General features: G+C 67.0%; 15 protein-coding genes and 1 pseudogene. 10 read left to right on the forward strand and 6 right to left on the reverse strand.

Annotated features, from left to right (window positions below; translation table 11 throughout):
* Positions 1-22 precede the first annotated feature (22 nt).
* Together AC1DTF_RS03650 and AC1DTF_RS03655 are read left to right on the forward strand one after the other, a co-directional pair.
* Complete coding sequence (locus AC1DTF_RS03650; RefSeq protein WP_477473070.1) at positions 23-661, forward strand: TVP38/TMEM64 family protein; 639 nt, start codon at positions 23-25, stop codon at positions 659-661.
* 55 nt (positions 662-716) lie between these two features.
* Complete coding sequence (locus tag AC1DTF_RS03655) at positions 717-1,520, forward strand: transglutaminase-like domain-containing protein (RefSeq protein WP_057169761.1); 804 nt, start codon at positions 717-719, stop codon at positions 1,518-1,520.
* On the opposite strand, the gene AC1DTF_RS03660 is transcribed toward AC1DTF_RS03655, so the two are convergent.
* Positions 1,465-2,424 carry a YVTN family beta-propeller repeat protein gene (locus AC1DTF_RS03660; protein ID WP_477473071.1) on the reverse strand — a complete coding sequence of 320 codons (960 nt, stop codon included), beginning with the start codon at positions 2,422-2,424 and terminating at the stop codon, positions 1,465-1,467. The genes AC1DTF_RS03655 and AC1DTF_RS03660 overlap by 56 nt on opposite strands.
* A gap of 197 nt (positions 2,425-2,621) precedes the next feature.
* Here AC1DTF_RS03660 and AC1DTF_RS03665 point away from each other — a divergent pair, with 197 nt between their 5' ends.
* Positions 2,622-5,822, forward strand: coding sequence for an ATP-binding protein (locus AC1DTF_RS03665; RefSeq protein ID WP_477473072.1), 3,201 nt, complete (start codon positions 2,622-2,624; stop codon positions 5,820-5,822).
* Here AC1DTF_RS03665 and AC1DTF_RS03670 read toward each other — a convergent pair.
* Positions 5,747-6,670: a DUF5995 family protein gene (locus AC1DTF_RS03670; RefSeq protein ID WP_477473073.1), complete on the reverse strand. Its 924-nt coding sequence runs from the start codon at positions 6,668-6,670 to the stop codon at positions 5,747-5,749. The genes AC1DTF_RS03665 and AC1DTF_RS03670 overlap by 76 nt on opposite strands.
* Positions 6,671-6,796: 126 nt before the next feature.
* Here AC1DTF_RS03670 and AC1DTF_RS03675 point away from each other — a divergent pair, with 126 nt between their 5' ends.
* From AC1DTF_RS03675 to AC1DTF_RS03685, 3 genes are all read left to right on the forward strand, one after another.
* Positions 6,797-7,966: an oxygenase MpaB family protein gene (locus AC1DTF_RS03675; RefSeq protein WP_477473074.1), complete on the forward strand. Its 1,170-nt coding sequence runs from the start codon at positions 6,797-6,799 to the stop codon at positions 7,964-7,966.
* 89 nt (positions 7,967-8,055) lie between these two features.
* The gene (locus tag AC1DTF_RS03680) at positions 8,056-10,932 is read left to right on the forward strand and encodes an MMPL/RND family transporter (RefSeq protein WP_477473075.1); all 2,877 of its coding nucleotides are present in this window, start codon (positions 8,056-8,058) and stop codon (positions 10,930-10,932) included.
* Between the two features lie 206 nt (positions 10,933-11,138).
* Positions 11,139-12,218: a GGDEF domain-containing protein gene (locus AC1DTF_RS03685; protein WP_477473076.1), complete on the forward strand. Its 1,080-nt coding sequence runs from the start codon at positions 11,139-11,141 to the stop codon at positions 12,216-12,218.
* Here the strand turns inward: AC1DTF_RS03685 and AC1DTF_RS03690 are convergent.
* Both AC1DTF_RS03690 and AC1DTF_RS03695 read right to left on the reverse strand, forming a co-directional pair.
* A complete protein-coding gene (locus AC1DTF_RS03690; protein ID WP_477473077.1) occupies positions 12,215-13,111 on the reverse strand; it encodes an alpha/beta fold hydrolase in 897 nt (298 codons plus the stop codon). The genes AC1DTF_RS03685 and AC1DTF_RS03690 overlap by 4 nt on opposite strands.
* Before the next feature lie 40 nt (positions 13,112-13,151).
* Positions 13,152-13,718, reverse strand: a complete 567-nt coding sequence (locus AC1DTF_RS03695; protein WP_057169753.1) for a TetR/AcrR family transcriptional regulator — start codon at positions 13,716-13,718, stop codon at positions 13,152-13,154.
* A 93-nt stretch (positions 13,719-13,811) separates the two neighbouring features.
* On the opposite strand from AC1DTF_RS03695, the gene AC1DTF_RS03700 reads away from it, so the two are divergent.
* The 3 genes and pseudogenes from AC1DTF_RS03700 (at position 13,812) to AC1DTF_RS03710 (ending at position 15,661) form a co-directional block, all read left to right on the forward strand.
* Entirely contained in the window at positions 13,812-14,222 is a 411-nt protein-coding gene (locus AC1DTF_RS03700) for a hypothetical protein (RefSeq protein ID WP_477473078.1), read from the forward strand.
* Positions 14,219-15,220: pseudogene (locus tag AC1DTF_RS03705) on the forward strand (FAD-dependent monooxygenase); the annotation flags it as partial. The gene AC1DTF_RS03700 and the pseudogene AC1DTF_RS03705, both read left to right, overlap by 4 nt.
* Before the next feature lie 18 nt (positions 15,221-15,238).
* A complete protein-coding gene (locus AC1DTF_RS03710; protein ID WP_477473101.1) occupies positions 15,239-15,661 on the forward strand; it encodes an aromatic-ring hydroxylase C-terminal domain-containing protein in 423 nt (140 codons plus the stop codon).
* Here the strand turns inward: AC1DTF_RS03710 and AC1DTF_RS03715 are convergent.
* Both AC1DTF_RS03715 and AC1DTF_RS03720 read right to left on the reverse strand, forming a co-directional pair.
* A complete protein-coding gene (locus AC1DTF_RS03715) occupies positions 15,625-16,221 on the reverse strand; it encodes a YdcF family protein (protein ID WP_477473079.1) in 597 nt (198 codons plus the stop codon). The genes AC1DTF_RS03710 and AC1DTF_RS03715 overlap by 37 nt on opposite strands.
* A gap of 38 nt (positions 16,222-16,259) precedes the next feature.
* Positions 16,260-17,573: an HNH endonuclease signature motif containing protein gene (locus AC1DTF_RS03720; protein ID WP_477473080.1), complete on the reverse strand. Its 1,314-nt coding sequence runs from the start codon at positions 17,571-17,573 to the stop codon at positions 16,260-16,262.
* A gap of 69 nt (positions 17,574-17,642) precedes the next feature.
* Between AC1DTF_RS03720 and AC1DTF_RS03725 the strand changes: the two genes are divergently transcribed.
* Complete coding sequence (locus AC1DTF_RS03725) at positions 17,643-18,488, forward strand: SDR family NAD(P)-dependent oxidoreductase (protein WP_477473081.1); 846 nt, start codon at positions 17,643-17,645, stop codon at positions 18,486-18,488.
* Positions 18,489-18,535 lie beyond the last annotated feature (47 nt).

Below are 18,535 nucleotides of genomic sequence, written 5' to 3' on the forward strand. Positions count from 1 at the left end.
AGCGCATATCGTCCGGCTCGCGGTGCTGGCCGTGTTCCTGCTGGGGCTCTGGTACCTGATCGGTGTCGCCCGCGTTCTCGACCTTGAGGCGATCCGCGATGCGGTCGCCGCCACCGGGCCGGCCGCCCCGCTGGTCTATGTGCTGGTGTCCGCGATCCTGGGCAGCGTATTCGTGCCCGGGCCGTTGCTGGCCGCCGGCAGCGGGCTGCTCTTCGGCCCGGTGCTGGGCACCTTCGTGACGCTGGGCGCCACGGTCGGCACCGCGACGATCGCCGGCCTGGCCGGGCGCCGGGCCGGGCGGGACAGCACCCGCGCCCTGCTCGGTGCGGACCGGGCAGAGCGCATCGACGCGCTGATCGCGCGGGGCGGGCTGTGGGCGGTGGTGGGCCAGAAATTCGTCCCGGGCATCTCCGACGCGATGGCGTCCTACGCATTCGGAGCCTTCGGAGTTCCGTTGTGGCAGATAATGATCGGGGCCTTCATCGGCTCGGCGCCGCGCGCGTTCGTCTACACCGCGCTCGGGGCGTCGGTGGGTGACCTGTCCACGCCGTTGGTCTACGTGGCCATCGCCGTGTGGTGCGCGACGGCCGTCATCGGCGCGTTCGCCGCCCACCGCGGCTATCGGACCTGGCGCGCCGGCCGCACCGACCCGGCCGAGTAACGCACCGAACGGACCCCGGTTCGCATGTTCGCCGCGACTCACGCATGATCGGGGCATGCAACGGGACGTCGCGGCCGAACTCGAGGTCGAAATCAATGCTCCGACGACCCTCGAATTCCAGATCGCGGTGGCGCCGCACCCCGGCGCCCAGGTGACCGAGTCGCTGAGCTTCGTCCTGGACGGCCGGCCGATCGAGGCACTGGAGATCAGCGGTACCCATGGCAACCGCATCCACAAATTCGATGCCGGGGTCGGCCATCTCCGGGTCGACTACTCGGCCACCATCGTCGGTTATGCCGATCCGCCGCCGGTCACCGAATACGACCAGTCGATGTATCTGCGCCCCAGCCGCTACGCGGAGTCCGACAAGCTCTTCGGTTTTGCCGGAACCGAATTCGGCCAGCTCAACGACTCGGCGACCCTGCTGGAGCGCGTCTCCTCCTGGGTGGGTCAGCGCCTGCAGTACGTGCCGGGATCCAGCGACCCGATCGACGGCGCGGTCGACACCATGCTGGCCGGGGCCGGCGTGTGCCGCGACTACGCCCACCTGGTGGTCGCCCTGCTGCGCGCGGTGAAGGTCCCCGCCCGGCTGGTCTCGGTGTACGCACCGGGGTTGTACCCGATGGATTTCCACGCTGTCGCCGAAGCGTTCGTCGACGGGCAGTGGCGGGTGGTGGACGCCACGCTGCTGGCCCCGCGCGACAGCCTGGTGCGCATCGCCACCGGACGCGACGCCGCCGACACCGCCTTCCTGGACAACCACAACGGAGCGATCTTCCTCAGCCTGCTCAATGTCCGTGCCGTCACCGACGGGATGCTGCCATCGGATTCGCCGGCCGAATTGGCGACACTGCACTGACCGGATCGGCCAGCACCGCAACGGTGTTGTGGCTGCCGGTCGTCACGTAGACCGCGCCGCCGCCGGGGCTGACCGCGATACCGCACGGCCCGCCCCCGACCGTGACGGTGGTGGTGACGATCGCGGTGGCAGCGTCGATCACCGACACGGTGCCGTCGAAGCGGTTGGCGACGTACACCGTGGACCCGTCCGGGCTGACCGCAATGCCCAGCGGCCCCTCTCCGACCGTGACGGTGCCGGTGACGACGTGGGTGGTGGTGTCGATGATGCTCACCGATCCGGGGCCCGCACCCGCCGAACCCACGTACACGGTGCCCCCGTCCGGACTGACCGCCACCGCGCAGGGTTCGTTGCCCACCGGGATGGTGGCGATGACGGTGTGGGTGGCGGTGTCCACGACCGAGACGGTGCCGTCGGACCCCATCGAGTAGCCATTGTTGGTCACGTACAACCGATTTCCCGCGCGGTTGACCACGGCCCGCAGCGGTGCGGACCCGACGGCCACGGTGGCGGCGACCCGCAGTGTGGTGGTGTCGTACACCGCCACCAGGTTGGCGGTATCGCAGACCGCGTAGAGCCGGTGCCCGGACGGGCTGATCGCCAACGACCGTGGCCGGGGTTGCTGCTCGATATCGGCGATGACGGTCCGGGCGGAGGCGTCGATCACCGAGATGACGCCGTCACCGCTGCGCGCGACATAGGCCACCGATCCCCCGGGGTGCAGCACCACCGACGCCGGATCGGAGTCGATACCGATGGTCGATGTGGTGGCCTCGGCGTCGGTGTCCACCACGGACACGTCCGAGCTGTTCACGTTGGCCACATAGAGCTGGGATCCACTCGGGCTGACCGCCAGGTCGAGCGGGTGGCTGCCCACGGCAATGGTGGTGACAACGCTGAGCATCGCGGACCTCCTCCGGTCGGGGGGTGACGGCGGGCAAATATGCCGTCTTTCGCACTGTGCCCGCGTCCTGGCAAACAGTCACGAGTAGCCGGGTACCTGCATCCGGGAGAACGTGCCGCACTTCACGAATGTCATACAGTTGAGACAACGACACATGTCAGGGTTATTCTTGATCCGATATCGGGTCAGGAGATCGGGTGCACGCAGAGTTCAGCGGCGAATCCATCGATGAGTTGCTGAACCGGGCAATACAGGCCAGCAACCAGGGTGACCTGAGCGGCGCGACGGTGCTGGCGAATCGAGTCCTCGCGGTGGACAGCTTCAACCAGGACGCCGAGGACCTGTTGTCCGCGCGGGACAACCACGGCGAGCTACGCCGCCTGACCCTGCTGTTCATCGACCTCGTCGACTCCACGGTGCTGTCCGACCGGGTGGAGCCGGAAACCTACCGGACCCTGATGATCAGCTATCGCAACCAGGTGATCAAGCTGATCGGCCACTACGAGGGCCGCATCGACTCGGTGAAGGGCGATGGGCTGCTGGCGGTGTTCGGCCACCCCAAGGCGCTGGAGGACGATGCGCATCGCGGCGTATCGGCCGCGCTGGACATCACCAGAGCGGTGCAGCGGCTCAGCGCGCAGGCCGAGCGCAAGTTCGGCGTCACCTTGGATGCGCGCATCGGTGCGCACCGCGGGCTGGTCTACCTGGACACCAAGGCCGACGATGTGTACGGCTTCGCGGTCAACCTGACGCAGCGAATCTCCGGTCTGGCGCAGCCCGGGACCGTCGCGGTGTCCGAGGCGATCGCGACGCTGGTGTCGAACACGTTCGAGCTCAAGCGATTTCCCGCCGCCCACGTAAAGGGCGTGGCCGACCCGGTGTCCTATCGCCAGGTGGTCGGCGAGCGGGTCACGACGCCGGTGAGAAAACCCGCCCTGGTGGGTCGCGCCGTCGAACAGGCACGCCTGCACCAGGTGTGGAACACGGTGCGGCAGTCGCGGTCCGGTTCGGCCGGGGTGGCCCTGCGCGGCGAGGCCGGTATCGGCAAGACCCGCCTCGCGCAGGCGACCGCGGATCTGGTCGAGGAGGCCGGCGGCCGGGTGATCGAGCTGCGCGGGTCACCGTTGCACCGCGACGCCGGCCTGCACCCGGTCCGGCGGCTACTCGAACGCCGCTGCGGGGTGACCCATGTGACCAGCGGCGTCGAGCGGTTGCGGCTGCTGGAAGCCGAGGTCGCCGGCCGAGGCTTGGACCCGGGAACGACCGTCCCGTTGCTGGCACCGGTGTTGGGGGTGGGTCCCCAATACGGATACACCCGCGCCGCCGTCGAGGGCCGGGCGCTGTACCAGATGATCGCCGCAGGCGTGCACGACTACATCGAGGCCTGTCTGGGTGACCGGCCGGGCATGATCCTCGCCGAGGACGTGCACTGGTTCGACCCGTCGACCACCGAGATCGTCGGCGCGCTGTTGGCCTCGCCCGTCGGCCGGCATCTGGTGGTGATCACCGGGCGCCCCCGCGACTGGCCGCAGAGCGACTGGCCGGTGGAGCTTCTGGAGCTCGGACCGTTGACCGACGACGAGGCCGATGAGTTGATCAGGACCCTCAACCCGGAGGTGTCGCCCGCCCAGCGGTCCCGGGTCCGGGCCCGTTGCGACGGGGTGCCGTTCTACCTGGAGCACGTGGTGGCGGCCGTCGACATCGCCGCGCCCGAGTCGCAGGTCCCCGATGTGCTCTACTCCCCCTTGGCCGCTCAGTTACACGCGCACACCGACGCGGTACCCGTCATCGAGGCCGCCGCGGTGATCGGGCGCAGCGGGGAGCTGGCGCTGCTGCGATCGGTTGTCGGCGCTGACGGGCTGGATGTCGATGATGTGGTCGGCACGCTCGCGCAGACGGGGGTGTTCGTCCTCGACGATGAGCACCGGTGGCGATTCCGGCATGAACTGATCCGCGAGGTCGCCAACGAACTGGCGCCGCCCAATAGACGCCAGGACCTGCACGCCCGCACCGGGGACGCCATGGTCACGGTCGTCAGCGGCGCGGAACCGGACTGGCCCGTGGTGGCCGGTCACTACACGCAGGCCCATCAGTTCGAGGCCGCCGTGCGCGCCTACCGGCAGGCCTCGATCGCCGCGCGCAACCGCGGTGCGCTACCGGAAGCCACCATCCTGCTGTCGAATGCCGTTGAGCAGTCTGATCATTGCGCACCGGGCCCGGACCGGGACCGCACCGAGATCGCCGTCCGCCTCGAGCGGGGTTTCCTGGCAAGCGCCATGGAGGGCAGCTGGAGCGGCACCGGACCGGCCGATTTCGAACGCTGCCTGACGCTGGCGCTCGACGGCGGTTACGACGACGAACTCTTCGACACGCTCTCGGCGCTCATCGGGTACTACGTGCCGCGCGCCGAACTGCGCCGTGCCCGCAATCTGCTCGATTCGCTGTCGGACCGGCTCACCGCGGACCGGCCCTGGAGCTATCCGGCCGTCGAATCCTCCTTGGGTTCGGTGCTGTGGATGCAGGGCGAGTTCACCTCTGCCCGAAAGCATCTGGGAAACGYGCTGATAAAGGGTCGCGACGCCGATCCCGCCGTGCTGAACAGTGCGTGGTGGGTGTCGGTCGATCCGGTGTCGGTGGCCCACGTGTTCCTGGCGCTGACGGCGATGGTCAACGGCGATCTCGCGACCGCCGAGCACGAGATCGCCGAATCATCGCGCCGCTGCGAGCAACTGGGCTTCCCACAGAACGCCCAGAACCGGGTGCACACCTTCTACATGGAGATCTGGGTTCAGCTGGAGTTCGGCCGTCTCGATGAGGCGTCCACGGTGTCCGGACGCCTGCGTGAACTGAGTACGTCGGCCGGCCTGGACTTCTGGCGCTTCGTCAGCACCACCGTGCACGCCAACATACGAGGGCGGACTGCCCTGCAGAACGGGGCCGACGCCGAAGCCCTGTCCCACGCCGCCCGCAAGCTCTCCCAGCTCGTCGACGGCGCGCGTCAGCTGAATCTCAACGCCTACTTGACGTTCCACGATGCACTGATCGCGCGCCTGTTGCTGGCCGCGGGCGCGGCGGATGCGGCCCGGCAGCGTCTGGACGCCGCGCTCGCGCACACCGCCCGGACCGAGATGAACTTCTACGACGCGGAACTGATCCGGATCCGGGCGCACTGTCTGCCCGACGAATCGTCCCGGCTGGCGGCGATCGAGGCCGCACTGGCGTTGGCACACCGGCAGGGCGCGGCACTGTTTGAGCTGCGCTGCCTGCTCGATCTGGTCGCCCGCGGTGCGCGGGACCGCCGCGCCGACCTCGCAGCGACGGTTCAGGCCTTCCCGGCCGGCGCCGAGCTGCCGGAACTGTTCCTGGCCCGGAAGATACTGGACCCCGCGATCGGTTGACCGCGCTTCGGCAGGTAGCGCTCGTCGATCGCGGCCGGCGTCTCGGCGCCGCTCAGCAGCACCTCGATGTTCCCGGCCACATCGGGTCGCTCCCGGCGCTGGACGGCCTTCACCAGCCGGGGGAAGGTGCCCAACGCCGATGCCGGCGGGTCCAGGTACCAGGCTCCGATCGCGGCGGTCCAGGCCGCCTGGTTGACCTCCTGCTCCTTGACCCGGTCCGGATTCATCGCGGCGTAGACGGCCGACAGCCAGGCCGACCGGCGCAGTTTGGTCAGCATGTACTGCAGGATCAGGACCTCGCTGGGCACCAGCCTGCGCATCCAGATGACCGCCGGGGAGACCGTCTCGACCTTGTCCAGCATCCCCGGGATCTGCGAGCACAGCAGGGCGTTCACGCGATTGAAGTCGGCTTCCAGCGGGCTCAGCGCCTGCCCCGGGGCGGCCATCAGGGTGGCCGGGGCCAGGTCGAAGGTGATGTGGGCGTTCAGACCGGCCAGCATGTGCTGCAGCATGGTCGCGCGATCGTTCTTGTCGCCGACGAATGCGACCTCCCACGGCAGGGTGGGTCCGCGTGTGTCGACCGGATGGAAATAGGTGTTGAGCGCGTCGAAATAGCGCCTCGCGAACTCGACGTCCATTCGTTCCATGCGGGGGCCGTCGTCGAATTCTCCGGCGATGATGGCTTCCCGGATTCCCAGCGTCACCCGCTTGTAGAGGACGGCGAAATAGCCGATTTTGCTGCCGACCGCGATCGACCATTCCAGCACCGTGTCGATATTGCGCAGAACGTCGTCGATGGTGTCGGCCTGCGGCAGTGGCGCGAGTACGGCCTGCGGCTGTGAAGTCATGCGTTTGGTTCCCCCGTGAACGCGATACGACAGCCGGCGGCCCGTCGTCGAGAAGATCTCCCGTCGAGATCATCACATGGTGCGACAACCCCGGCAACCAATTCGCTTATGTGTCAGGCTGAGCCGATGGCGGGGGCAGCAGAGGCACGGTGGACGGACGACTTTCTGGACAGCATGCGCGATATCGGTGACCCGGTCGCCGATATCGCTGTGGCGCAGGTGCTCCGGCGCGGCGGGATCGACGAGGTGAACGCGGCCATGCACACCCTGGTGCGCGCCGATCAGCAAGTGCCCCAAGAGTTGCCGGAAGAGCTCAAGGCATACCTGGCCCAGACGCTGGAGCTTCCCACGTGGGYCGATCAGGACAAGATCGCGCGCGGCCAGCAAGTCTTCGAGAAGTGGGGCATCTACATCGCACTGTGCCTGTACTGCGCGTCCCTCCCGTCGTCCTACGCCGCCGCCAACGGGGTGCAGGTGCTGCATCTGACGGCCCGCCTGGACACCGATCCGCAACGACGCATCCTGGAGACCGGACAGTTCCTGTTCGACGTGCTCTCCGACGGCGGTTTCGGGCCGAATGGTAAGGGTCGCAGAACAATTCAGCGGGTTCGGCTGATGCACGCCGCGGTGCGGCAGCTGATCGCGACGCGCAGCGAGACAAAACCCGAACTCTGGAAGCCGGAATGGGGAACCCCGCTCAACCAGGAGGATCTGGCCGGCACATTGCTGGCCTTCTCCTGCGTGGTCATCGAACCCCTGCGCCGCCTCGGTGTCCGCCTGAGCAAAGGCGATATCGAAGGTTATGTGCATTTGTGGAATGTGGTCGGCCACCTGCTCGGCGTCCGCGAAGATTTGCTCGCGGCCGACGCCGAGGAGGCGACGGCCTTGATCGGGGCCATCGAACGCCGGCAATTCCGGAAATCCGACGAAGGGGTGGCGCTCACCGGGGCGCTGCTGAAACTGTTGGACGAATTGACCCCGGGATATCAATTCGACGACACCATTCCCGGGCTGGTGCGCCATCTGATCGGTGAGGACACCGCGGATCTGCTGAAGGTTCCGAAATCCGACACCTTCGATCAATTGAGTTTCTTCGCCCGGGCCGTCGACTGGTTTCTCAGCCATGTGCTGCGCAGGCGCGAGCGCGAGCTGGCGCGCTATCACCTCATGTCCACACTCGCCCGCCCGTTCGGGATCGATCTGCTGCGGCAGATCTACACGGTCCAGACGCGCGGCAAATCGGCGCCGTTCGACATCCCCGACCGGCTGGCGCGGCGCTGGGAACTGTCTCCGTAGCGTTGGTGAGGGCAGGCTGTCCTGCCATCGGCAGCGCGAATCTGGTAAAAATTAAGTACCTCTAAACATGATCAGGAGAGCGACCGGACGTGCCCGACTCTTCAGCGGCCACGGTCGTCACCCCTAATCACCAGCAGCGACGCGGCGGCATCGCCGGTTTCATCCGCAAGTTCGCCATCCTCATCATCATCGGCTGGATCGGGATCGTCGCGCTGCTCAGCCTGACGGTGCCGCCGCTGGAGACCGTCGGCCAGATGCGCTCGGTGTCGATGACACCGGAGTACGCCCCGTCGGTGATCGCCAGCAAGCGGGTCGGCCAGGTCTTCGACGAGTACAAGTCGGACAGTTCGGTGATGGTCGTCCTGGAGGGCGAACAGCGCCTGGGCGCCGATGCGCACTACTGGTACAACGACATGGTCGATCGGCTGCTGGCCGACACCACCCACGTCGAGCATGTGCAGGACTTCTGGGGCGACCCGCTGACCGAGGCCGGGGCGCAGAGTTCGGACGGGTTGTCCGCCTACGTGCAGGTGTATCTGGCCGGCAACATGGGCGAGTCGCTGGCCAACGAGTCCGTGGAGGCCGCGAAGAAGATCATCGAGGCCGAACCGCCGCCGCCGGGGGTCAAGGTCTATGTGACCGGCATGTCGGCGCTGGCCGCCGATCAGCAGATCTCCGGTGACCGCAGCGTCAAGATCATCGAGGGCGCCATCTTCGTCGTGATCATCACGATGCTGCTGCTGGTATATCGCTCGATCGTCACCACGATCCTGGTGCTGGTCATGGTGGTGCTGGGGCTGACCTCTGCGCGCGGCGTCGTCGCGTTCCTGGGCTATCACGAACTGATCGGGCTCTCCACCTTCGCCACCCAGCTCCTGGTGACGCTGGCGGTGGCCGCCGCCACCGACTACGCGATCTTCCTGATCGGCCGATATCAGGAGGCGAGATCGGTCGGCGAGGACCGGGAATCGGCCTATTTCAGCATGTTCCACGGCACCGCCCACGTGGTGCTGGGCTCGGGCCTCACCATCGCCGGCGCCATGCTGTGCCTGCACTTCACCCGGCTGCCGTACTTCCAGACCCTGGGTGTGCCGATGGCCTTCGGCATGGTGGTGGTGGTCTTCGCCGCCCTCACCCTGGGCCCGGCCATCGTCACCGTCGCCAGCCGCTTCGGCAAGGTCCTGGAACCCAAGCGCGCCATGCGCATCCGCAGCTGGCGCCGGGTCGCCGCCGTGGTGGTGCGCTGGCCCGGTGCGGTGCTGCTGGCCACCATCGCGCTCTCGCTGATCGGCCTGCTGGCACTGCCGGGTTATCAGACCAACTACAACGACCGCAATTACCTGCCGCAGGATCTGCCCGCCCAGCAGGGATTCGCGGCCGCCGAGCGGCACTTCGGCGTGGCCCGGATGAACCCCGAATTGCTGCTCATCGAGACCGACCGCGATCTGCGCAACTCGGCGGACTTCCTGGTGATCGACAAGATCGCCAAGGCCGTCTTCAAGGTGCCCGGCGTCGGCAACGTGCAGACCATCACCCGCCCGTCGGGCGAGCCGCTGGAGTTCAGCACCATTCCCGCCCAGATGAGCATGGGTGGCGCGAATCAGAAGATGAACCAGAAGTACCAGGAAGACATGTTCGCCAACATGCTGGTGCAGGCCGAGGACATGCAGTCCACCATCGACACGATGAACCGCATGGTGTCGCTGATGGGTGAGATGAGCGCGACGACGCACAGCATGGTCGGCAAGACCGAGGACATGGCCGTCGACGTCGCGGAACTGCGCGACAACATCTCGAACTTCGACGACTTCTTCCGGCCGATCCGCAACTACTTCTACTGGGAACCGCACTGCTACAACATCCCGCTGTGCTGGTCGATGCGATCGATCTTCGACGCTCTCGACGGCACGGACCGGCTGACGACCCAGTTCGAGGCGGTGATCCCGGACCTGCGTCAGCTCGATGCGCTGATGCCGCAGATGCTGGAGACGATGCCGGCGCAGATCGCGACGATGGAGTCGTCACGCGACATGATGCTGCGGATGTATCAGACCCAGAAGGGCATGCAGGATCAGGGCATGGCGATGTCGGAGAACCAGCACGCCATGGGCGAGGCGTTCAACGACGCCAAGAACGACGACACCTTCTACCTGCCGCCGGAGACCTTCAACAACGAAGATTTCAAGCGCGGCATGGACAGCTTCATCTCCCCCGACGGTAAATCGGTGCGGTTCATGATCTCTCACCAGGATGATCCGCTGACCCCCGACGGCATCAAGCTGATCGACGAGATCAAGACGGCGGCCAAGGAAGCCGTGAAGGGCACTCCGCTGGAGGGGTCGAAGATCTATCTGGCCGGCACCGCGGCGGCCTTCAAGGACATGCAGGAAGGCAACAACTGGGATCTGGTCATCGCCGGCATCGCGGCGCTGAGCCTGATCTTCATCATCATGTTGCTGATCACCCGTGCGTTGGTGGCCGCGGCCGTCATCGTCGGCACCGTGGTGGTGTCGCTCGGTGCATCCTTCGGTCTGTCCATTCTGGTCTGGCAGCACATCATGGGTGTCGAGTTGCACTTCATGGTGATGGCCATGGCGGTGATCGTGCTGCTCGCCGTCGGCGCGGACTACAACCTTCTGCTCGTGGCGCGGATGAAGGAGGAGATCCCGGCCGGTTTGAACACCGGCATCATCCGCGCGATGGGTGGCACGGGTTCGGTGGTGACGGCCGCCGGCCTGGTGTTCGCCTTCACCATGATGGCGATGTTCGTCAGCGAGATGACGGTGGTGGCACAGGTCGGCACCACCATCGGTCTGGGTCTGCTGTTCGACACGTTGGTGATCCGGTCGTTCATGACACCGGCCATCGCCGCGCTGATGGGCAAGTGGTTCTGGTGGCCGCAGCGGGTCCGGCAACGGCCCGCACAGCCGGTGACGCCCCCGAAACCACTGGAGCCCGCCCAGTAGCTGCCGTCCCGATCGTGCAGTTTCAGCAAATGTCCAATAGCTCACATATCGGGTCGGGCAAGGCCGTTCATGACGGGTAACCCCTGCCGGAGGCTACCGAAACGGCACTTCAGCGAATACTCTGCTGGGCTAATGTTCGTGTTGCCGCGTACGATTTCGACGGGACTGCCCGCGCGGGGCGCTGCACGAGACCACACGGAGGCCGGATGAGCGTCGAGGACTCCGCGCGCACCGCCTCGTCCACGGCGGAATGGTCCGACGAAGACGACGCCGCGGGCAGCATGCAGCACCTGCTGCGCGCGGTGCAGGAACTCTCCCTGGCCCGCACCCTGCCCGAGATCCAGCAGATCGTGCGCGCCGCGGCGCGTGCGCTCACCGGATGCGACGGCGCCACGTTCGTGCTGCGGGACAACGGCATGTGTTACTACGCCGACGAGGATGCCATCGCCCCGCTGTGGAAGGGCAGCCGTTTCCCGATGGAGACGTGCATCAGCGGCTGGACCATGCTCAACCGGCAGGCAGCGGTGGTCCAGGACATCTACAAGGATGACCGCATCCCGCACGAGGCCTACCGTCCGACCTTCGTGCAGAGCCTGGTGATGGTGCCCATCCGCAAGCTCGATCCGGTCGGCGCGATCGGCAATTACTGGGCCGATGAGCACATGCCCACCGAGCGGGAAGTGTCGTTGCTGCAGGCGCTGGCCGATGCCACGTCGGTCGCCATGGAGAACGTGCAGATCTCCGCCGAGCTCGAACAACGGGTGCTCGACCGCACCGCCGATCTGGAGCGGGTCAGCAACGAGATGCTGCAGCTCTCGGTCACCGACGATCTGACCGGCGTGACCAATCGGCGCGGTTTCTACCTGCTGGCCGAATCGGTGTTGTTGGCCGCCCGCCGCGACGGACTCGACTGCCTGTTCGGCTTCATCGATGTGGACGGCCTGAAGAAGGTCAACGACCGTCAGGGCCACGTCGTCGGGGACGCCCTCATCATCGATGTGGTCCAGGTCCTGCGGGCGACGTTGCGCACGTCCGACGTGCTGGCCCGGTTGGGCGGTGACGAGTTCTGTGTGCTGGCCGTCGGCGCGGACCGTGACCCGGCCGCCCTCAAGGCGCGGATCACCGCGGCGATGCAGGATTTCAACGACACCGAGGTCCGCTCCTACGAGGTGTCCACCAGCATCGGGCTGATGGCCGTGCCCGCCGGTGACACCAGCACGGTCGACGAGCTGCTGGCGCGCGCCGATGAGCTGATGTACGAGGAGAAGAAGGCCCGCCCGGCTTAGGTCGTGATGAACGCGACGGCCGCGTCCAGGGCCGGGCGATGCCGCAGGATGCGGTAGTGCGCCAGCCGTCCCAATCCCTTGGTGGTGTGCAGCTTGGCGTTCGGCCAGGCGGCGACGATCTCCTCGCTGTATCCGTACGGGCTGTCCGGATCGTCGGGGTCGTGGATGACCAGCAGCGGCGGATTCTCCGGTCGGTCGGCCACCGCGGAGATGTCGGTGTCGAACAGCGGCATCTTGAGCTTCTGGTCCAGCCGGCGGTGCAGGCCGTCCCGGATGCGCGGGCCGAAGCCGTGGCGTTGGGTGAAAACGTCGAGATACCAGGAGAAGTCGCCCATCGGCGCCAGGAACACCAGGCGTTGCGCGGCGGCTCCCCAGGACACCGCCAGCGAGGTGGCCTTGGCGCCGAGCGAGTGCCCGACGATGGCGTGCGCGGGGCCGAACGCGTCGACGACGGCGTGCACGGCCCGGGCGCACTCCACGACGGTGGTGCGGCCCGGGGCCAGCGCCCCGGGATCGGATCCGTTGTGGCTGGGCAGATCGAAGGCGATGACACGGTGGCCGGCCTCGACGAGGGGTTTGACGAACACGCCCAGGTGGGCCTGACAGCCTCCCCAGCCGTGCACCAGATACACCGGGTCGCCCTCACCCCAGGACTCACCGATGATCCGGTTACCGTCCCAGGCCGCTTCGACGGGTTGACTCGCGGGGACACCCGGCGGCATCCGCAGACTCATCTCGACCGCCGGCGGGGTGCACCACAATTCGGTGGCCCACCGGGCGCCCTCGCCGGGCGCGAACCGTTCGAGCAGATCGAACCGTTCCCGCACATGGGTGGCGATCGGTGGCTCGACGCCGGAGCCGGCCTGGCTCGGGTCGCTTTCGGGCTCAGTCATGTGGGTCCCCCATGTGCGTCACCTTAGTGATCCCGTATTGCTAGCCCGCCGCTGGAGCGGGATAGCTCAGGTAGTGCGCCAGCACCGGACCGAGCCACTCGACGAGTTCGCGGTCCGGCATCCGGGCCAGTGGCGGGGTGCCGAGGATGTGGCGCGAGACGGCAACGCCGAGCAACTGTGCGCCGATCAAGGCCGCTCGTTCGGCGGGCCGGTCCGGCACGATCGCGGCCAGGGCCGGGGCCACCTGTGCGGCAAAGACTTCGAGCAAGGCGTCGGCGGCTCCCCGGTGGGTGGCGGCGGCCCGCAGCAGCGGCAGAAACGGGCCGTCGGGCGCCCAGACCTCGACGAACATCGGGATCACCAGTGCGGCGATATCGGCAGGGGCCACGCCGGTCAGATCCGGGAAGGTGATGTCCAGTTGGGTCGCCGCCGCGAACAGGCCGGCCTTGTTGCCGAAGTAGTGCATCACCAGCGCCGGGTCGACCGCCGCCGCCGCCGCGACGGACCGGATGGTGGTGCGCTCGAACCCCTGCTCGCCGAACTGTGCTTGCGCGGCGGCCAGGATGCCGGCCTTGGTGGCCTCACCGTCGCGCGGTCTCGTTGCCATGCCGTGCAGCTTATTCAACAACTGTTGACACAGGCAATGGTCGGGCCTAACGTCGAGTTCAACAGTTGTTGAACTCAGTCGCAGGAGGTTCGTGTGACCGTCACCGCCATCCAGATCGGCCTCGATCCCGACGTCATCGACGTGACATCCCCCGACTTCGCGCGGTTCCCCGGGCTGACCAGAGAGAAGCTGCGCGCCGCCAACGATGACAACGTCGCCGGTCTGCGGGCCGCCGGCTACGTGGTGGACAACTGCCTCATCCCGTTCGGTGAGGCGGGGACGGCGAAGGCCCTGGAGCAGTTGGAGGCCGGCAACTACGACGCCGTGCTGATCGGCGCCGGGATCCGTCTGGTGGCCGGCAATACGCTGCTGTTCGAGTCGATCGTCAACGCCGCCCACGTCACCCAGCCGGGCTGCCGGTTCGTGTTCAACAAGGAGGCGGTGTCCACGCCGGACGATATCCGCCGTTGGTATCCGAGCCCGGAGGCGGTGCCAGCCCGATGAACTCTGTCGATGTGATCGTCGTGGGCGCCGGACCGTGCGGCCTGACGGCGGCCGGCGACCTCGCCCGTGCCGGTCGCTCGGTGGTGGTGCTGGAGCGCTGGCCGACGGTGAACCCGTCCAGCCGGGCGTTCGTCACCATGGCCAGGACGCTCGAGGTGCTCGACGCCCGCGGGCTGGCCGACGACCTGTTGGCCGGCGCGCACCGGACGCCGGGGGTGACCATCTTCGGTGGCGCGCGCATCGATCTCACCCACCTGGATTCCGCCTATCCGTTCGCGATGATCACCCCGCAGACCAATGTCGATGCGGCCCTTGATCGTTACGCCTCCGCGCAGGGCGCCGATGTGCAGCGCGGCTACGAGGTCGTTTCGCTGACGCAGGACGGCGACGGGGCGACGGTGACCGCGCGGTCCCGCGCCGATGGCAGCGACACCTCCTGACGGGCTCGGTTCGTGGTGGCCGCCGACGGTGCGCACAGCACGGTACGGACGTTGATCGGCGCGGACTTTCCAGGAAAGACCATCCTGTCCTCGGTGGTGCTGGCCGATGTGAAACTTGCGCACGGACCATCCGGCGATGGGCTGACGCTGCGCAGCACGCCGGAGGAGTTCGCGTTCCTGGCGCCCTATGGGGACGGTTGGTACCGGACCATGCTGTGGGACCGCGGCTTTCAGGTCGCCGACGATGTCCCGGTCGAGGACGCCGAGATCATCGACGTGCTGAAGCGCGCCACGGGTAGGGACCTGGGCATCGTCGAGGTCAGTTGGAAGTCGCGATTCCATTGCGATGAAAGACAAGTCACGCAGTACCGGCACGGTCGGGTGTTCCTGGCCGGGGATGCCGCGCACGTGCACTCCCCCATGGGCGGGCAAGGCATGAACACCGGCATTCAGGACGCGGCCAACCTGGCATGGAAGCTCGACGCCGTGCTGGGCGGTGCTTCTGAGGCCGTGCTGGACACCTATCACGCGGAAAGTCATCCGATCGGTAAGCGGGTGCTACGGCAGTCCGGGCTGATGGCGCGTGGGGTGACGCTGCATCCGCGGGTCGCTCGGGGGTTGCGGAACGTCATTGCCCCGCGGCTACTTCGGGTCCCCGCGGTACGGGATGCGGTGGCGGGCAGCTTCTCCGGTATCGGATTGCGGTACGGGCGGACGGGAGTGCGCGCGGCGCAGATCCCACTGGTGTCCGGAACGTTGACCGGGCTGCAGCGGACACCGGGTTTCGTGTTGGTGCGTGAACGCGGGGCTGCGCCGGTGGAGGTTTCTGGTCGGCTGCAGGTTGAGCGGACCGATGACGGTCCGGCCGTGCTGGTGCGGCCCGATGGGTATGTGGCGTGGACCGGATCGTCTTCGGATCGCGAGGGGTGGGATGCGTGTCTGACGCGGTGGACCGGTGCGGTTCAGCGGTCTGAGGCCGCGGCCCGACACACCCGGTAGCACTCGAAGGCGACCAAGACGGCGTGCAGCGGACCCCACTCCCCCGGAATGTAGTCGCGCGCCTGCACCAAATGGTCCGCCAGTTCTGGTGATTCGTCGTGGAGGATTCTGCGGGCGCGCCGTGCGTGGAAGGTGTCCGACGCGATCTTGATGACCGGGCTACCGGCCATCAACGGCACCGAGTACTTGATGTTCTCGACGGTGGTCGTCGACTGGTCCTCGATCACCACGTTGTGCGCCGGCACCCCGAGTTGGTGGACTGCGTAGTCGGCCATCATCTGTGCCTCCGGAAGCTTGCTGCGCACGGCACCGCCGGAGAACACGAACCGCGCACGATCGGGATCGGTGGAGCGCACCGCGATGCGTACCCGCCAGCGGTGCAGGATCGGCAGAGGATTTCCCAGCACCAGCACGCACTCACCAGTAAGGATCTGCCGGGGGTTGGTGGCTCCGGTCGGCAGCGCGGATCTGGACGCTCTCCACGTGCTCCACTCGGCCCATCCGAACCCCACGGTCAAAGCTGCCGCCGTTACCGCGGCCCAGCTTTTACCGGCAGTCATCGACCCATTCGATCACAACCGCAGGTCAACTCTCACACCTAGTTCGTCGTGGGAGGTGGTGGTTCGTACGGTGTGTACCACCACCATTGCGCGCGTTCCCCGGTCGGGCCTGTGCACGGTGGTACGTCGGGTGGGGGTTTGGTGGGTGGTCGGGCCAGTGATCGGTTGGTGAGGGGTTCGCCCTCGCTGTCGGTGACTCGTAGTGTCTCGGCGGGCCCGGTGATCGTGATGCCGCCGCGGTGATGCATGCGGTGGTGGAACGGGCAGAGCAGGACCAGGTTGGACAGCTCGGTGGCCCCGCCGTTTTCCCAGTGCACCAGGTGATGGGCATGCAGGCCGCGGGTGGCCCCGCAACCCGGGACGACGCAGGTCTGGTCGCGGTGCTCCAGCGCGCGGCGCAGCCGGCGGCTGATSGYKCGGGTSGCCCGGCCSACCCCGATGGGTCGGCCGTGGCGTTCGAACCACACCTCACACGTSGCGTCACAGAGCAGGTAKCGGCGRTCMTCGGMGGTGAGGGTGGGGCCCAGATGCAGGGCGGCGACGGGTTTCTCGACATCGACATGSACKACSACGGTGGTGTGCTGSCCGTGCGGGCGCCGCCGCACTTCGCTGTCCCAGCCGGCCTCAACCAGGCTCATGAACGCATCCACCCCGTCCGGGAACGGCGGCGCCTGCTCAGAGATCTTTGGCTCGGCGTCGCCGTCGCGGGCCCAGCCGTCCTCGGGGTCGATGCTGTCGGCCGTGTCGTGGTCGCGTTTCCAGTCCGCGACCAATGCATCGCGGTGTGACTGTAGGCCGGCCTCGAATTTCGCGGCCTCCACYTTGGGCAGGGTGATCCGCCACGTGGTGGAGTCTTCGCCCTCGATGGCGGTGATCTTGCGTTTCGGTTCGGGCTTAACCTCGGGTTCGGGGCGGGGTTCCTGTTTGACCGCGGTGCGCAACTGGGTCACGGTGGCGTACTGCACCAGATGTGCGTAGTGCTCATCGCAGCCCTGGCCGCCATGTTCGGCGATCACCCCGAGCTGATCCAGCGACACCCGGCCTTCCTGTAACCCCGCGACGCAGCGTTCAAGTTCATCGATGCGATGAGCGATGGCGACCATGGTGTCGGCGTTACGCGGTGAGACACCGGTCTTCCAGGCCACCAACGCCTCCAGGGAACGACACCCCGTGGCACCCCACAACGCATTACCGTCGGCGGCGCCCCTGCCGTCGATCTCAGCAATGATCTCCACCAACCGACCATCGAGGGCATTACGCTGCCCGATCAGCTCACCCATCTCCTCGAACAACACCTCAATACGCCGCACCGGAGGCACGTGCTCGGCGTAAGCGGTTGTGGGAGGCGGCATATCACGATTCTAGAAGAGAGGTCCGACAAGTTCGGATAGCTTCGCAGGGGTACCGCGAGGAGGACTTCAATGAACCGCACGGCTTCGCACCGCCGGCGCCTGAAGTCGCTGCGCCGATCCCGCGTCCGCTCCTATACAGGCGGGTGGGCCGTGGTGACGGGCGCGGCCCGCGATGTCGGCCTGGGATACGCGTTCGCCCGGCAATTGGCCGCCGAAGGGTTGAACCTGATCATCGTCGACGTGCTCGAGGAGGATCTGACCGCACGGGCCGCCGAACTGCGCGCCGAGTTCGGTACCGAGGTGCGGGCCGTGGCGTGCGATATGGGCGATACCAACGCGATTGAGCAGATCGCAAGTGCCGCCGGCGCCGAGATCGATGTGCTGGTGTGCAATCACATGTTCACTCCCCCGGACACTCCGAAGATCCTGGACATGTCGCTCGATGTGCACCGCCGGATGATCGACATCAATGCCCGCGGCTACACCGACCTGGTGCACCGCTTCGGCAATCAGATGCGCGCCCGGGGCCGGGGGGCGATCATCATCGTGTCGTCAGGCGTCGGTCTGACGTCGAGTCCGTTCACCGGGGCGTACAGCGCGAACAAGGCGTTTCAAATCTGCCTCGGCGAGTCGCTCTGGTTCGAGCTGCTCGGCACTGGGGTCGACGTGCTGGTGATGGTGGGCGGTCTGATGAACACGCAGGGCGACCTCTTCGACACCTATCCGCAGTGGCTGATCTCCGAACCGCACGCGGTGGTGCGACGGGTCCTCAAGGCATTGGGCCGCAAACACATGCTGGTGCCGAGCCTGCCGAATCGGCTGTTCCTCCTCGCGCAGACCCGGCTCATGACGCGCCGGCGTGCAGTGATGACGATCGGACGTTTCCAGGCGAAGGGCCTCGGGAAATCGGACTGATCATCACGGTTTGACCACCGAGTGATTGCGAAGCGGTTTGTGGGTCG

The organism is Mycobacterium sp. P4_H6 (genome assembly GCF_056400845.1).

Bases quoted from the DNA above. Each gene is read 5' to 3' on its own strand.
- AC1DTF_RS03690 (WP_477473077.1), bottom strand. From the start codon at position 13,111: ATGACTGAGCCCGAAAGCGACCCGAGCCAGGCCGGCTCCGGCGTCGAG.
- AC1DTF_RS03725 (WP_477473081.1), top strand. From the start codon at position 17,643: ATGAACCGCACGGCTTCGCACCGCCGGCGCCTGAAGTCGCTGCGCCGA.
- AC1DTF_RS03695 (WP_057169753.1), bottom strand. From the start codon at position 13,718: ATGGCAACGAGACCGCGCGACGGTGAGGCCACCAAGGCCGGCATCCTG.
- AC1DTF_RS03670 (WP_477473073.1), bottom strand. From the start codon at position 6,670: ATGACTTCACAGCCGCAGGCCGTACTCGCGCCACTGCCGCAGGCCGAC.
- AC1DTF_RS03715 (WP_477473079.1), bottom strand. From the start codon at position 16,221: ATGACTGCCGGTAAAAGCTGGGCCGCGGTAACGGCGGCAGCTTTGACC.
- AC1DTF_RS03685 (WP_477473076.1), top strand. From the start codon at position 11,139: ATGAGCGTCGAGGACTCCGCGCGCACCGCCTCGTCCACGGCGGAATGG.
- AC1DTF_RS03710 (WP_477473101.1), top strand. From the start codon at position 15,239: ATGGCGCGTGGGGTGACGCTGCATCCGCGGGTCGCTCGGGGGTTGCGG.
- AC1DTF_RS03655 (WP_057169761.1), top strand. From the start codon at position 717: ATGCAACGGGACGTCGCGGCCGAACTCGAGGTCGAAATCAATGCTCCG.
- AC1DTF_RS03660 (WP_477473071.1), bottom strand. From the start codon at position 2,424: ATGCTCAGCGTTGTCACCACCATTGCCGTGGGCAGCCACCCGCTCGAC.